This window comes from Sorangiineae bacterium MSr12523 (assembly GCA_037157775.1).
Lineage (GTDB): Bacteria > Myxococcota_A > Polyangia > Polyangiales > Polyangiaceae > Pendulispora > Pendulispora brunnea.
Genome location: CP089982.1, coordinates 5,140,319 through 5,154,915, shown reverse-complemented (window position 1 = coordinate 5,154,915; position 14,597 = coordinate 5,140,319). Strand labels below are relative to the sequence as shown.

Here is a 14,597-nt window from a genome sequence, read left to right as displayed (position 1 = left end):
TCGGGGCAGTTCAGGGCATCTCGCGCGCGGAGTGCTTTCGATGCGCAAGGCCGCCTCCACGCCAACACGCCGTGGATTGAGCGCAGATCCGTGCCTCACGACGCCGGTGGCCATTGCCTCGCGAGCCCACTCGGCTTGCCCGCGGCGCGCCGGCGCCTATCGTCATCGAGATGAAGCACATCGACGATTTCGTCCCCCAGGCCGTGGGCGAGCACACAGGCTATGCGATCGTCACCGTCGCGCTTTGCGTGCCGAGGTGCGCGGCGTGCAGACTCCCCCTCGTACGCGAGGCGGCATTTGGGGACCAGGCCAGACGCGCGGGCTGGCCGGCGGCTCGAACCCACGCGCACAATGCCGATGGAAGGGCGATCTGCGATCGATGCGCAGAGCTCGGGCACGCGCGCTTCGATTGCGCGCTCTGCGGGAACGAGCGGCCTTTCTCCGACGTGCAAGAAGCGTTTGGCGTCGGTGGCCTTCGGCCGGACTACCTATGCCGTACCTGCTTCCAAAGCGCCTCGGCCGAGAAGTGGCTCGCCAAGCGTGAGGAGCTCATGGACGACCATCGCGATGATTAGTGGCCAAGCGACACGAGAATATCAATTGGCAAATAAAGCCACCGACAATGGCAATTAGGTATCTGTGGATTAGGATATCTCTATGCAATCCCACCTCACTGAAACAACGCAAACAGAATCCGAAACCCGCGTCGAGCCGATGGACATTGCGTCCCTTGCGCAGATCGTATTGGGCACACCTCTCCCCTACCGCCGTGCCATGGCCGGGTTCCTCGAGGGCGTCTCCAAGGCCAACGCCGAGGCATACCAGATGTGTTTCGGTTACGCGGCGGACGAGGGACCCTGGGGTGCAGCGGCGATCTTGGGCGAGGTTCAGAAGGGCGTTCTACAGTACAGTGGACCGCGGGCGGCCCGCGCACTCTCCTCGGTCGCGCGAAACACCATGGGCCCCGATGGCGAGACGCGGCTCAAACCGATGGCGGTCCGCATTCTCAAGCAACTCCTTCGCGCCGACGATCTTTCCTTTCTCGAGGAAGGTGAGGAAGGCGATCCGGCATTCGAAACCGTGGAGCGATTGGGCTACGGCTTCGCGGAAGACGTCGTCCCCTTCGCGGGCACTTCTCTGGTGCTAACCAGCGAAAACACGGGCGATTCGGACTGGTTCACCACCGAGTGCGATTCAGACGGGCGAACCACGGACCTCTACCGCGTCGTGGTGAGCGTTCGGAGGCCGGTTCTGGCCGAGGTCTTTCGCGAGGTGGCGCCTTCCTCCCACTGAGCGCCACGGGACTAATCGAGCGCTATCGAAGGTCGCGGCGACGGGGGGATCACTTTGGCCCGCATCACACGTGCCTCGTACAGAGCCCCGCGACGCGCTACACCGCCCTCGGTGCCCTCTTCGATCGACCGACGGATACCCTGGCCTCAGACGCGCGGGCATATCCCTCTGAAAATGTTCGTTTGGCTCTCCCTTTGCGCCCTATGCGACGTCGAGTGCAGCCCGCGCTAGGCCGGTGAGTCGAGCGCATTCGGCGTCGTATTCCGACCGCCGTTCCGCGGATATGTCCAGTTGAAGAAGCCGTTTGGGTCTTTCATTCCCACCTACAAGGCTCAGGACCCATAGCAAGTCGCCGCACGCCAACAAGCACGGATCGTCCCGTACCGCCTCGGGGTTGCTCTTCCACAACTCCCCCCAAAGTTTCGTCCATTCCTCGCGCATCTCTTTGGCGAGCAAGGCTCGCTTTCGCATGATCACGTCGCGCCCCTCTTCATTTGCACCGGTCTCGTCAAGCCGCTGATTGATGTCGTTGTAGAGGGTATAAAACGGATGGGTCGTCGGCACCTCTCCACGGTAGGGCAGCACGGCGGCCGCACGCAACATCGTTGGATCTGTCGAGCATTGCTTGCGGTGGGCTTGGACTGTCCTGAGACCCCGTTCCAGGGATTTCTGGATCGTCCAGCGGCCGTCCGCCCGATCAACCCATCAACGGCGCGCGAAGTTGTTATTTTGATATTGCAGCTAAACTTTCTCTAGTTAGATTATATTCAATTCGCGACTACATGTAATAAAACCTGGTGAGGTAGCCATGGCAACGCGAACGACACGTGCGAAATTTCTCCACGTCGCGAGAAAGATCCTGCGCACGGAAGCGCGAGGGTGTTTTCTCGCGCGCAGACCCTGGGCGGATTGGTATGCGGCCGGAATGGGCTGGTCGAGCAGCATCGACCTACCGAGGGCCCCTCGAGCCGAGGACACCTCGCCTCGGACCAACGAATGGTCGCCATAAATGGCCGTTGCGGGCACGGCGACGAAACGGGAAGGAGAATGTTCAGTGAAACGATATCGAATCGACGACATCATCACGAACTCGTGGGCGATTGCGGCCTATCGCGCGAAGGCTCTGGGATTCGTCCCGAAGTTGGCAGTGGAGATCGAGGACGCTCACTTGCTCCACGTGGAGGGCCGAACCTTCGCATATTGGAGCGATGGCGTCGTCACGAACGCGCGATGCATTCGGCTCAATGGTGCTCCGCCTCAGTCCCTGAGCGCTGCGGCGCGACGCTGGTTCATGCTCGCAATCCAGGCGCGATCGGCGAGGGTGGAGGGCGGCTACGAACTCTTGGCGCGCGTGACGGAGAACGGCCCCACCGCGCCGGCCCTCGTGGATGGGCCCGCGTCCGAGATCTGGAGGCACGGCGGCAAGGCGGCGCGCGCCCACGTGCAGTTGGGAGATCAGGGCGACGGCGAGCTTTACGTGCTGGTGTTCCGAGACCCCGACCCGCCACGGGCGTACGACGTGATGGTCTGCCAAAACGAACGCGCTGCCCGCGACGCGGCAGAGCGCTTCCTCGCGGCGCGGCCGACCGGGGCGGGCTGGCGCGAGGGGGCCCCTCGGGCCGAGGTAGTGCCATGAGTACCTGGCACTACCGCGAGTCGCTCATGCTGGTCGGAGACCAGCTTCGACGCCAAGGGACCGGGCCGAATGCCCGAGGAGCGAGCATCCCCGCGGACGGCGTGTCCGCGGATCGTCTCCAGGCGGACATCGACCCCATCACGGCGACCGCCGAATGGGCCACCGAATGGTCCAGGGCGAACTTTCCTCTCGTGCGTCTCTCGGATCTTCATGCCGCCCGCTTGATGGCGACACCGGCCAGGCCCAAGCTCCAGAGCCTTGTCGCACCATGGCACGCGTTCGCCATCGAGGTGCCCGAAGGGATGCTTCTCGCCCGCGACCCTCGGGGCGCCGCCGCATCGGTGACAACGGCCCATGTGCTCGTCCGTGACGGAAACGTCCAACTCTTTGGGTCGAGCGGTGAAGGCGTGGTGTGGGCTACGGCCTTCCGCCGGCTCGCAAGCCTCGGCGAGTCCATCGACGACGTATCGGGCGGCGCGCGGACCTCCACGCTCGAGAGCATGGACGAGCGCATGCTCGCCCTTCTCGACCGGCTGCTCGTCGGGACCTGCCTCGAGCTCAACTCGCCGGGGCACCGAAGCGTCATCGAAGCGGGCGTCGCGGAGCGGGCGAAGCCAAAGAAACCCCGGGACCTGCGGATCTGGCTCTATCGCGTCGAGCGCCCGGTCCTCGTCGATGTCCGCGAGGCCGTGCGGCATTACGTCGTGCGCGGCGGCGCGCCGCCGAACCTTCGCCCCGTCGTGCCTCGGTGCGTGTGAAGGGCCGCCGCCGAGCGCACCAAGCTCCCGTCCATCGTTCGGCCTTTCAAACGCTTCAACTCGAGAAGCCGTCCTCGTACGCGGACGGGGGGATGCTCGATCGCACGATCGACGCCGGAATGAGCCGTCACCATGGGGACATCCCACTCACGTTCGGATCGGTGGGTCGTAGAGTATCGACCGTCCTTGTTCATCCCATCCAATCGGAATGGCTCCGGCGCTATACACGTCGAGACCGGCGTCGGCCGCGTTTGGACGAGTTCCGGCGAACGCACACTCCCATTGACAGCACTCGATAGCAGCCCTTCGAGCTTGTACACCATTTAAGCGTCGGGCCCAATCACGCTAGGTCACTCACTTTCTTCTCGCCGTCGAAGGCGGGGTGACATCGCATTGCGAAGGACGGAACCTATGACGATCAACGTGGATCGGCTCACGGAGGAGTGGATCGGCGAAGACGCCGTGCCAAACGGTCTCGACGCCTTGGTGGCGGTCCGGAGAGACTGAACGATAAGATGGCAAACGGCGACAGGGAGAGACTCTTTGATGCGTCATCGAGGCTGGCTGGACCCGACGAGGCTCTGCTCTGTATGCACTAGCGAGAGCATGTGGTTCGAAATCGGCGTTGATTGACCCTGGACTTGGTTTCGTTTCGCCAAAGCATGTTCGAACGGAAGGAACGGCTTAGTGGGAATCTGGCTGCTCAGTGCGACGAGGAAGCTGCGGCCCTCGAACGAGCACTCACGGATCAACGAGGACTGCTCGCGGTCCTCGAAACAGTTCTCGAATGAGGGGCGGGCATGAGCGGCCACCAGGGCGCGTTCGTCCCCGCGCTCAAGGACTTTCGAATCGGTGCACGCGTCGAGGCGGTTGTGGGCTTGAGGGCAAAGCGGAGCTCCTTCCTCGGCGAAGAGCTTTAAGATCTCGGCGCGGGGCGTTCGCACGGCGATGTCACGCCATCGAGGCCACGGCCGACAGCATAGGATTCCAGGTCCAAACGACATCCGTCGGCTGAGAAGCTGACGGCCGCGCGGGGCGCCGGTGTTCCACGATCCTTGTGCGAGGGTGAATCGAGGTCCGTATAGTTGCTGCCCATGGACACCGTCCCCTCGATTCCGCACCTCGACCGTCTCATTGATCTGGCGCGCAAAGAGTGCCGCGCGTTTGAGCACCTCGAGAAACTCTGCGAGCTCTGCGCCGACGAAGGCCCCCGCATGCCATGCACACCTGGAGACGTGGCCGCCATCGCCTGGGCAAAGGCGACCATGCTCGACGCTGGCCTCGCGAACGTGCACGCGGAGACCGTGACTGCCCCCGTGTGGACGCGCGGGGAAAAAGAGGAGCGGTGCATGATAGTGGAACCACGCACTTTGGACCTGGAGATTGCCGCGCTTGGCGGCAGCGCCGGCACGCCTGCGGAGGGGATTTTCGAAGAGGTGATCGCGTTCAGCTCTCTCGAAGCGCTCGACGCAGCCCCCATCGATGAGGTCAAGGGAAAGATCGTCTATCTGAATCACCCTATTCAGTATCTACCCGACGGCACTGGCTACGACGCTGCGTCGTCGGAGGTGCGTATTTCTGGCCCCTCCCGCGCTGCCAACAAGGACGCCATGGGCTTGCTCATGCGCTCAGCCAATCTTTCAGCGGCCGCGCAGGCGGGTGCGCTCACGTACGGGCGGGCCCGCCATATCCCGGTCGCGGCACTGGCCGTGAAGAGCTTCGCTGCGCTCGACAACTTCCTCCGTAAAGGCGCGCGCGTGCGTATCAGGCTCACACTGAGCTGCTTCAACCTGCCCCCGGGCGAGTCGGCGAATGTGATCGGCGAGGTCGTAGGCAGCGACCTCGCCGAGGAGATAGTGCTCCTCGGGGCCCACCTTGATTCCTGGGATCTAGGCCAGGGTGCGTTCGATGGCGCAGGCTGCGCCATTGCCATCGAGGTCGCGCGCCTCATCGCGGCGCTGCCGCATCGCCCGCGACGCACCGTGCGCACAGTGCTCTTTGCCAACAAGGAGATGGGCACCAGCGGAGGCCTGGCCTATGCGTCAGCGCACACCGCGGAGGCGCCACGCCATGTGGTGGCCCTGGAAGCCGATCAAGGAGGCGGTGTGCCCTTGACGCTGCGGGTCCCGGCGCTCGCGGGTGAGCACGCCTTGACCAAGGCCCTCTGCGAGAACATTGCGCCGCTCGGCATTGCCCTTGATTCGGGCACGTCTCGCGGCGCCGACGACATCGCACCGCTTCGGCAACTCGGCGTGCCCATCGTGGATGTACTGCAAGACACGAGTCTCTACCTCCAGCTGCGTCACACCGAGGGCGACGTGCTGGAGGTCGTTGAGCGCGCCGACCTCGAAACGGCCACGCTGGCGTTCGCGGTGGCTGTGTGGGTGCTCGCCAACGCCGAGGGAGACTTCCGCGTAAAATAAAGCGAATGCGCCTTCGTGACGGTTCATCGGCTGCCCGCGTGCCTGTGCACCAGCGTGCGGGTCGCTCGGCCCTGGTCGACACCTGATGACCCCCGCACGATAGTTGCCAGGTCTCGCCTCCCTTCTGGGAACAGGACTCCGGCCTTTTCTCTATCGCCTTCGGGCGCGCTGCACTGAGCACCCTACCGGAATCGATGCGATGCCTTCGGGCGAGTGCGCCGTGCAAAGCACGGGAGGTCCCGATGAACTAAAGATTCATCACCAACTCGGGTCAGGCCGAGCCGGTAAGGGCGCCACGAACCTCGCCTAGATTGGAAAGGCGGGCTGCAAAAGCCGAGTGGCGTAAACTGCTCGTAACGAACAACGCTCGCGCTGCTCGTTGACGGGCTACCAAAGATGCCATGGTGAAACACGCGTGCTCGACACCAGACACGCAGGTTGAAGTCAGCGTTGGAACCCTCTGTACGCAAGGCAAACCGCCGTAGGCGGAATTCGCAGAGAGATCTGGACCTTCATTTGCCCGTTGGTCTGGAGTGTTCGATGTTTTGTCGACACGTCGTTCGTCTTGTCCTGAAACGACGACGACCGGGTCTGCCAGGGGAAAAGCTGAACACCTACAGCATCAAGGGGACCTCTCGTGAACACGGGAACCTCCAGCCGAGCGCCGGGACCGAAACGCCCGGCAAGCCGCCAAGTCCGGTGACGTCTCGTCGGAGGGGCAGAGCCTTCGTAGTAGTCGGAGCGCGGGAAAGCCGCGTACATGGCGAAGGGAGGCAGTAGGTGAATACGGCGGCGGAACCTTGTCCGACAACAGTTGGCGACGGCACGACACGATTCGGCGAAACTCGCGGCGCTCGTGCGCGCGCTGCGCGACGCAGACGACGCGATTCATGACGAGCACATTGCGTATGCGGCACGAGCTGTCATGGATCCGACCAAAGATCCGCGCGTGATTTCCTACCACGACATGCGAGAGTGTCTCGCATGCGCCCATCGCTCATCGCGCGCGCCGATGTGGCTCGCCCGATGGAATGCGGGGGCGACCGGCGATGCGTACACTACGGAGCTTCGGCGTCTCGCCGACGGCGTGAGGGAACGCCTCCGACGCGCTTCATGCGGGAGCCGCAAGCCGGTCGTCCGTCCGGTCACGGCACCATCCACCGCACCGCCGGAGGCTTGGCTCGCGCTGGCTCGCGTTGCCCACGGCGTATGGCCGTCTCGGCCACCACGGGTCTCGTCGGTGCGGGTCCAGGATGGCGCGGCCCTTTGGCATCTTCATGGGGTAGGTCGTGCGAGCCACCCCGAGGCTCCGCCCGCCGTCCCCTTGACGCTCGACCGCGAAAGGTTTCGCTGAAGGACTTCTCGTTCGAAGAACTTCGCCAGGAATTGATCACTCGTTGGCAATCGGTGATCGTCAAGCGGCAGAACGACCTCGAGGCCATGCGAAGCCTTCTCCACGTGGACTCCCACGGCTAGTCGACTCCGTCCCAACGCGGTATCGTCGGCCCGGCCGCCGCAGGTAGGACGACGACTCCCCGCCGAGGCGCCCGCACGCCGCACGAAGCCCGCAAGCGCTCTCGGGCCACCAAGTCCGCGAACCGTCACGCCCCCGTCGCCCAGACGGCCGTTGGGCCTCCCTCGGTAGGACGAGCGCACCCGGATGCGCAGCGTCCACGCGGCCGTGCGGTGGGCGCCGCTCGGCCGTCGCCCTCGGCATCGAGCGGTTGTAGGCTAGGTGACGCCATGGCCACGCTCCGCCCCGTGACCCACCTCGAGAACATCATCCGCGCGTATCCGAACGCCTGGCGCCGATTCGACCAGATCCTCGTCCAGCGACACCTCCACGGGGACTGGCCCTCATGGTGCTATTGCCCGATGGGGGTGGGCGCGACCACGATCGTGGAGGAAGCCAGCGGCTACGAGTTGCCGCGGGAGCAACCCATGGTTACGCACGACCCGAGGCACGCGGCCGCGGTCGAGCAGCTATCACTCCACGCGGCAGCGTTGGCCGCGTTGGCCGCGTGGCGTCCTACGCAGGGGTACTATCGCTTCCACCCGGAATTGCTGTCCGCCCTCAAAGACACCGACCTGTCGGGCCAGATCCCCGTCGAACACCTCTATCGGTTGCCCGAGTGGTGCGTGTACATCGAAAACGAGGACGAACGCACGCACGGCTTCTTCGCCCATCTTGACTACCCGCGCGAGGAGGCTCCCAAGCTGCGTCTGCTCATGGACCATCGATACGAGGGACTGATTCCTGTCGGCCTCTCGCTCAGGGGGACACTCGAGGAATCCTTTTCGGCGTATGCCATGCCCGGTCGACCCGACGGGATGAGCGAGGAAGAGTACGCGCCAGACGTCCATCGCATGCTGAAGGATGTCTTCGCTCCCGCGGTGGCCGTTCTCCTCTACCTCTGTGCGGGCGACAAAGAGACGCGGCCGACGTTGAATGCGAAACGCGTTCACTCGAAGCCGGGCCTTCAAAAACGAAAACACGGTGTCGGCCGATACCAGCCCGTTCTCGGAACCGAAGTATGGGAGACCGGCTTCCGCCTTGGAACGGCGCTTGAGCGCGCACGCTCCGACTACGACGGGCCGCCCCTCCGGACGATGCGGCCGCACATCCGAAAGATGCACTACCACAGCTTTTGGGTGGGATCCGGGGAGTCGCGGAGACTCGACCTTCGATGGATGCCCCCAATCCCCGTGAACATGGAATTGCCGAATGCGCCCACCGTGTTGAAGGTGGACGAACGCTCTCGCAAATAAGGAGATCGCCATGCCCGTTCTTCGACCCGTAACCCACCTTGAGTCCGTGTCGCGCGATTACCCGGGTGTTTGGCGACAGTATGCGGAGCTCATCGCCCAGCGACGTCAGCTCGGCGACTGGCCGTCCTGGTGTTACTGCCCCATGGCGGCGGCCTATGCCTGCGTATCGGGCGGAGGGAGCAATCGCGTTGGGCTCGGTGAGTCGGGCGAAATCGCCAGGGTGGCCGCTCTGGCTGCAGGGCGGCCCACGCAAGGTATCTATCGATTTCACCCGGAGATGCTTTCCGCGTTGCGCCAGACGGAGCTCACTGGCGACCTTCCAGCCTCGCATTTGCACCGACTGCCCGAGTGGTGCGTTTACATCGAGCTCGATATGCCTTCGCTTGTCGGGCATCTTCATGGCTTCTTTGCTCACTTGGAGCATGACGCGAACGACGGTCGCTCGGAGCTCCGATTGCTCCTCGATACCGACGCCGGACTCGCCGCCATACCGGTTCATTTGGGTGGGACGTTGGAGGAATCCATTGCAGGTTTTTTCGAGGAAGCCAACCGGGTTCGCGAAAACCTCCTTCCAGACGTTCCGAGCTCCCTCACCTCGCCTCCTCCGCAGGGGGAAATGATTTCGTTCGGAAGCCAGGTGGTGCAACCCCTTATCGCCGTGTTGCTTTATCTGTGCGTAGGCGATGCCGAAACCCGCCCCACGCGCAACCGAAGAAGCGTTCACGGACACCCCGGCATCAAGCGCGATAAGAAAGGGCCGGTTCAACCGCCCGGCATCCCGGAGGTGTGGGAGACGGGGTTCCGGCTGGGGGCCGCCATGGTTCGCGCACGCGACACATATGCGGCCGGAGAGACGGGGCGTACGCTTCGTCCCCACATTCGGAAGATGCATTACCACAACTTCTGGATCGGCTCCGGTGAGTCGCGCAGGCTCGACCTTCGGTGGATGCCGCCGATCCCGGTGAACATGGAGATGCCCGACTCGCCCACCATCCTCAACGTCGACGAACGCTCTCGGAAATAGCCTACGCTCCGGAAAGGGATGCAGCCCGAAGCGCCCCCCGGTACGCTCGGGTTATGGCTCCCGTCCACCTGAACCCCGCGCTGAAGGACTTCTCGTTCGACGAGATCCGTGACGAGCTAATCGCTCGGCGACGTGCCGCCATTGCGAAGTGGGAGAAGGAGGTCGAGGTCCTTCAAGGGTTGATGGATGCTGAGACGGACGGTCCCACAGCGACAGGTGCCCTAAACGGGCAAGGGAGCGTTCGCGCCACCGCCGTCTCGGCCGAACCTAAGCGCAAACCCGTAGTCTCCCCACGCGGAAAGGAAGAGCGCCCAAAGCCGTTGCCGACCGAAATGACCACCAATGAATTGGTCTGTGACGTATTGCGGGGATCGGATGGTCTTCGTGTCGCGGAGCTGCACGTGGCGCTCGAGAAGCGAGGTTGGACGACGAGAGCAAAGAACCCACGGGCCTTATTGAACACAACGCTCTATCTCTTGAAGAGGGACAACAAGGTGACCCTCGACGATGACGGGCGTTACCACCTCGTAGGCTGACCATGCCGCGAAAGGGCAAATCACTGGAGTCCTTCTCAGACCACGAATTGTGGCAGGAACTCTTTGCACGCCTCGAGCTCCAGATCGAACGAAGCAAAGAAGCACTCCAGGAATTGGAAGGCGTCCATGGCACGCCCGCGCAGCCGTCGCGCGAGGGGGCAAGAGTCCCTATCCAGCGTAAGTCCAAGCGGCCGCCACACCAGCTTAGTCGCTGGAAGGCGGAGGCCAGCGTCCTCAAAACCTTCGAAAAGATGCGAGGCCAGCCGCCGAGAAGCACCACCCGAGAGGCGCAGTTGGCCGGGGACCGTATCGGCGCGTTCGTCGAAAAATTCCCGACGGGCATGGCCGCCGACGAAGTGCGGAAGTATTTCGGCATGGACGTCGCGCTGTTTGGCCGCGCAGTGGCCGAGGCGGTTCTCGCCCAGCGCGTTCGTCGCGATGGGGACTTCCTCGTCCCGTCGGCGCGCCGCCAAGCCCGGCGCCCGGCTCGACCGGTGACACCGAACAGCAAGGAAATTCCTCGAGCGCAGCCGGTCATGGCGCAGGCCGCGGTGACAACGAGAGCCATCTTTCCGACGGACTTTATCATCCAGGCCCTGAGTCGCTCGGGGCCATTGACCGTGAAGGAGGTCGCCATCGCGATCCAGAAAGCTGGCTGGAAGGCGAATTCTCCCGATCCAGAAACCAAAGTTCGCGTGTTTCTGTCGCGGCTCTTTCAGGAAAAGAAGGTCGAACGACTCGATGACGGGAGGTACGAGTTGGCGCCCGGGGTGCATTGAGTTGCCCAAGGAGTGAAGGTCGTGCAAGCTCGTCGTCTCGACGAATCAAGACGACGATGAACTCATTGCGTGGTGGGTGCACGACTGCCCTTAATCCACGCTTCCCGGGTCATTTGCGGCTGCGGTCGAGGGGGAGTACGAGCTTTATTAGTGCGCGCAGAACGCGATGCGTCCTACCACCATTGCACGCTTCGGGGATGCTCCTGGCGATTTCCTGTCGGGCATGGGACTCAATGAGGCAGATCCAACTCGTCGCGACGGAAGCTTGCTTTGGAGGCCATGGGGCGATCAGGCCAGTGGCGATCCTGGAACGGACTCACCAGAGTCACCACCCATGTTGTGCCCGAGGGTTTCTCCCCTCGTTCACGACGCGGCGAGCAGCCCCTTGGCGACCGCACATAGGTCCGGTGTACATCGCCATCGACGTTTTTCTTGGAGTTGACGATGTAGTTGTCCGGATGAGGCGCACAGGGACGCCTCGGCCTGGACGCTCCCCACACGGTCAAACGCGCCTACGCGGTGGCTGGCCTTATCCGGCTCGGCCCCCTCATGACCGTGGCGTTCCCCCGCGATGCAGAGCATTCTGGCGGCATGGCTTTAGAACCCGCGAGGTCAATTCCGAAGGAATGTCCGTTCTGGGACCCTAGCGTCACGCTCGGACGCATTAGGAACGGAGTTATCGAGTTCTCCCATAGGAAGGGGGGACAAGGACGATGCGCTCCGCACGATTGAGCAAGATATGCGCGAGGGGGTCGTGTTCTTTCTCGCTTGGACTGGGCAGTATCGTACAGACATCTTCACCGTGGCAGCAGAGGACGTGTCGGGCTTTCGCGCCACCCGCTAATTCACCCTCGGCCTTGGGCGTTGGAGGGTCCTCTTTCCGAAACTAAGCCGATCGAAGAGGGAAAGGCCGCTCGATCGGGACCGATGAAGCCATGCTGCGCATGGGTTGCTCGCAACGTGGGGCCTTGGAAAGGACGAGGCCGAGTTCCATCAGGATGGCAAAGGGGTTTCGTCCGGACGGGAAGAGCGGCCCCACCGCTATCCCCGCAGCATTCGGATTGGCCGGTGTGGACCTTCACACATACACGGGTTGGGGCTCGGGAGCGGGCTTACGGCTCAACATGCTACCTTCGGACGGAAAACGTCGCGCAATTGCAGTCGGGCTTCCTTTCGCGACCTGAGCGCCGCTGGCCGCGCCACGCGGGTCGCCATCGTTTGCCATCGTTATCTTGACTCGACGACAACCACCACGCGGGGACCAGTGGCCCTCGCTAGGTCGCGCTCGAGTGCCACCGGGTTGCGAATGCGATGCTCAGGGTCGTACACAAAACAGATGAGCGTTCCGCAGTCCGGGTGCGCTCCATATCTCGCCATGTCGAGAAGGAGGCCGTTCGCCACATCGCGGTCCGCCTGTCCTTCGTGCGGCATCTTTGCTTCGAGGACAATACGCTGCGGCTTTAGTAGAAAGTCCATTCGAGCGGAGCCTCCGGCATGGCTCGGCGTCCATTCCTCAGGGCGAACGTCGTCGAAGAAGACGCTCAGGAGGCCGTGGAGGAGATGCTGCACGTCGTATTCGTCATTCATCGGGAACCCGTCGCGCGTACGGTGCTGGCGGCCAAGCCGACGAGCCACTTCAGGAAAGCGCCGAAGCATGCGGAGCACCTGTTCAAGCGCGGTGTCCTCGGCTGCCGAAGGGGCGCTTTTCCGCGGTCGCCGTATCTTCGACTCCAACCCCTCGGCCCGGACCTCCGACCTCTTGAATTCGACCATGGCACGCTGGATCTGCGCGAGTGCCAACGGCCGTGTTTTGTGTCCTATGCCTGGATCGAACAGGGTGTCGAAAATCGGCGTGGCCTGGCCATCGAGGTCCATCTCGACCGCGAGTCCGGCCGCGCGAACAAGGTCCTTCGCACGCTCTACATTGCCCAGTACGAACGTCCTCTGTTCGCGCTCCGAGGCGACCGTGGCCGGCAGCCAGGTCCAAGGCTTCGCCTGATGTTGTGCGCGCATGTCCTGCCATCGTGCCAGGGCATCGTGAAGTCGTTCGAGGTCTCCGTGCGCCTCCTCGCAAAGGAGGTCAGGGCCCTGCAGGGCGGATATCGTCGGATTCCCGGCTTTGTTGTTGTTTTGACGCGGCTCCTTCTCGTGCACGTTATTCAAGAAAGTACCTCCAGCGTCGTGATGGACGCTCGGCGCCGCCAGACCATTCACCCATGAGTTTCGAGCAGGTGTCTTCTTGCTCTTTCGGAACATGGTCACCATCGCGGGTCCCCGCGGGACGCCAACGAACGAAAGTGGGCAACATCTCGGGCCTTTGGTTCGAAGTAGGAGCATGACCATCCAACAGGCCTTTCTGGTTCGAGAGCTATTGGATGCAGCGCGTGCGATGCTGCAGAACGCGAAGGGGTCCCGTCGGCGCCTTCAGCGCGCCGTGGACAATGGCCAAAGGGCTCATCTCGATTGGAAGCCCATCGTGGACGCCGGCCAAACTCCTCGGCCACGGCGCACACCACGCTCGAAAGTTCAGCGCGATGGACGCGACTCCTGAGGAGACCTCGTCACCCCGGCCACGGGAATGGACATCGTCGGCCATCCATGCCCCATCAGAATAGGGTCCCCTGCGAACCCGGCGTACTGGGGTTGCGCCTGGTCCGCGCCGGCGCCGATGCCTTCAGCCCCGCTGCGACCAGCGGATCCTCGACGTACACCTCGAGCGCCGCCGAGATTCGGAATTGGTCGGGCAGCACCGCGGCCATCGCCGAGCGCGTGCTCGCCGCATCGAACCAACGTGCGAGGTGGTCGGGTGAGACGAGCACCGGCATACGCTCGTGAATGGCTGTGAGGGGGCCGAGCGCGGGCTGCGTCACCACACGACAGCCTTCACGCACTTCACCATTGGCTGTCACCTCGCGCATGCAGAGCGCTGCGAGCATCAGCACCGCGCCTTCCTTGTCCCTCACCGCGTAGGGAATCTTGTTCGGCTTTTCACCCTGCCATTCGTAAAATTTCGTGAAGGCCACCAGACCGCGCGCGAGGCGCTCGTACTGGCCGTTCAGCAAGCGTTCCGAGCGCGTGAGGACGATCGGCTCTCCATTGTACATGCCCGCGCCCCAGCGCTGATCGGCCAGCACGAACCGCCCGTCGACGCGCTGGAGCACCGGCACCTTTGCGGACGGCACGACGTTGCGCCTCGGCACCGAAAGATCAAGTTGCACGTCGAGCTCCGCGCCGAAGGCTTGCCGAAAGGCATTCACAATCTTCGCCGCCGTGTAGTCGACCTCGCCGCGTCCGCACATTGAAGATGTTGTGACACGGACGCCTTCGAGCGCAACGTCGACGCACGAAGCTGCGACGCGCCTGCCAACAACACCATGGG

General features: G+C 63.4%; 12 protein-coding genes. 9 read left to right on the top strand and 3 right to left on the bottom strand.

The window, feature by feature from the left end:
- The first annotated feature begins 170 nt into the window (after positions 1-170).
- Both LZC95_19595 and LZC95_19590 read left to right on the top strand, forming a co-directional pair.
- Positions 171-575, top strand: a complete 405-nt coding sequence (locus LZC95_19595) for a hypothetical protein (protein ID WXA99012.1) — start codon at positions 171-173, stop codon at positions 573-575.
- Between the two features lie 139 nt (positions 576-714).
- Positions 715-1,293 carry a hypothetical protein gene (locus tag LZC95_19590; GenBank protein WXA99011.1) on the top strand — a complete coding sequence of 193 codons (579 nt, stop codon included), beginning with the start codon at positions 715-717 and terminating at the stop codon, positions 1,291-1,293.
- A 201-nt stretch (positions 1,294-1,494) separates the two neighbouring features.
- Here the strand turns inward: LZC95_19590 and LZC95_19585 are convergent, their stop codons facing one another.
- Positions 1,495-1,896 (bottom strand): hypothetical protein, encoded by a 402-nt coding sequence (locus LZC95_19585; protein ID WXA99010.1) that lies wholly within the window; start codon positions 1,894-1,896, stop codon positions 1,495-1,497.
- A gap of 451 nt (positions 1,897-2,347) precedes the next feature.
- Here LZC95_19585 and LZC95_19580 point away from each other — a divergent pair, with 451 nt between their 5' ends.
- The 7 genes from LZC95_19580 (at position 2,348) to LZC95_19550 (ending at position 11,218) form a co-directional block, all read left to right on the top strand.
- Complete coding sequence (locus LZC95_19580) at positions 2,348-2,929, top strand: hypothetical protein (GenBank protein WXA99009.1); 582 nt, start codon at positions 2,348-2,350, stop codon at positions 2,927-2,929.
- The gene (locus LZC95_19575; protein WXA99008.1) at positions 2,926-3,687 is read left to right on the top strand and encodes a hypothetical protein; all 762 of its coding nucleotides are present in this window, start codon (positions 2,926-2,928) and stop codon (positions 3,685-3,687) included. The genes LZC95_19580 and LZC95_19575 overlap by 4 nt, the downstream gene beginning before the upstream one ends.
- Before the next feature lie 1,094 nt (positions 3,688-4,781).
- Positions 4,782-6,110, top strand: coding sequence for a M28 family peptidase (locus LZC95_19570; protein WXA99007.1), 1,329 nt, complete (start codon positions 4,782-4,784; stop codon positions 6,108-6,110).
- Between the two features lie 1,743 nt (positions 6,111-7,853).
- Positions 7,854-8,879, top strand: coding sequence for a hypothetical protein (locus LZC95_19565; protein WXA99006.1), 1,026 nt, complete (start codon positions 7,854-7,856; stop codon positions 8,877-8,879).
- 10 nt (positions 8,880-8,889) lie between these two features.
- Complete coding sequence (locus tag LZC95_19560; GenBank protein WXA99005.1) at positions 8,890-9,903, top strand: hypothetical protein; 1,014 nt, start codon at positions 8,890-8,892, stop codon at positions 9,901-9,903.
- A 53-nt stretch (positions 9,904-9,956) separates the two neighbouring features.
- The gene (locus LZC95_19555) at positions 9,957-10,439 is read left to right on the top strand and encodes a hypothetical protein (GenBank protein WXA99004.1); all 483 of its coding nucleotides are present in this window, start codon (positions 9,957-9,959) and stop codon (positions 10,437-10,439) included.
- 2 nt (positions 10,440-10,441) lie between these two features.
- A complete protein-coding gene (locus LZC95_19550; GenBank protein WXA99003.1) occupies positions 10,442-11,218 on the top strand; it encodes a hypothetical protein in 777 nt (258 codons plus the stop codon).
- A 1,227-nt stretch (positions 11,219-12,445) separates the two neighbouring features.
- Here the strand turns inward: LZC95_19550 and LZC95_19545 are convergent.
- Both LZC95_19545 and LZC95_19540 read right to left on the bottom strand, forming a co-directional pair.
- Complete coding sequence (locus LZC95_19545; GenBank protein ID WXA99002.1) at positions 12,446-13,483, bottom strand: hypothetical protein; 1,038 nt, start codon at positions 13,481-13,483, stop codon at positions 12,446-12,448.
- Positions 13,484-13,824: 341 nt separating this feature from the next.
- Positions 13,825-14,517 carry an SOS response-associated peptidase gene (locus tag LZC95_19540; GenBank protein WXA99001.1) on the bottom strand — a complete coding sequence of 231 codons (693 nt, stop codon included), beginning with the start codon at positions 14,515-14,517 and terminating at the stop codon, positions 13,825-13,827.
- Positions 14,518-14,597 lie beyond the last annotated feature (80 nt).

What these genes read in the sequence shown, in the direction of transcription:
- LZC95_19575 (WXA99008.1), top strand. Translation starts at nt 2,926, where the DNA reads ATGAGTACCTGGCACTACCGCGAGTCGCTCATGCTGGTCGGAGACCAG.
- LZC95_19595 (WXA99012.1), top strand. Translation starts at nt 171, where the DNA reads ATGAAGCACATCGACGATTTCGTCCCCCAGGCCGTGGGCGAGCACACA.
- LZC95_19545 (WXA99002.1), bottom strand. Translation starts at nt 13,483, where the DNA reads ATGGTGACCATGTTCCGAAAGAGCAAGAAGACACCTGCTCGAAACTCA.
- LZC95_19555 (WXA99004.1), top strand. Translation starts at nt 9,957, where the DNA reads ATGGCTCCCGTCCACCTGAACCCCGCGCTGAAGGACTTCTCGTTCGAC.
- LZC95_19540 (WXA99001.1), bottom strand. Translation starts at nt 14,517, where the DNA reads ATGTGCGGACGCGGCGAGGTCGACTACACGGCGGCGAAGATTGTGAAT.
- LZC95_19560 (WXA99005.1), top strand. Translation starts at nt 8,890, where the DNA reads ATGCCCGTTCTTCGACCCGTAACCCACCTTGAGTCCGTGTCGCGCGAT.
- LZC95_19590 (WXA99011.1), top strand. Translation starts at nt 715, where the DNA reads ATGGACATTGCGTCCCTTGCGCAGATCGTATTGGGCACACCTCTCCCC.
- LZC95_19565 (WXA99006.1), top strand. Translation starts at nt 7,854, where the DNA reads ATGGCCACGCTCCGCCCCGTGACCCACCTCGAGAACATCATCCGCGCG.
- LZC95_19585 (WXA99010.1), bottom strand. Translation starts at nt 1,896, where the DNA reads ATGTTGCGTGCGGCCGCCGTGCTGCCCTACCGTGGAGAGGTGCCGACG.
- LZC95_19570 (WXA99007.1), top strand. Translation starts at nt 4,782, where the DNA reads ATGGACACCGTCCCCTCGATTCCGCACCTCGACCGTCTCATTGATCTG.
- LZC95_19550 (WXA99003.1), top strand. Translation starts at nt 10,442, where the DNA reads ATGCCGCGAAAGGGCAAATCACTGGAGTCCTTCTCAGACCACGAATTG.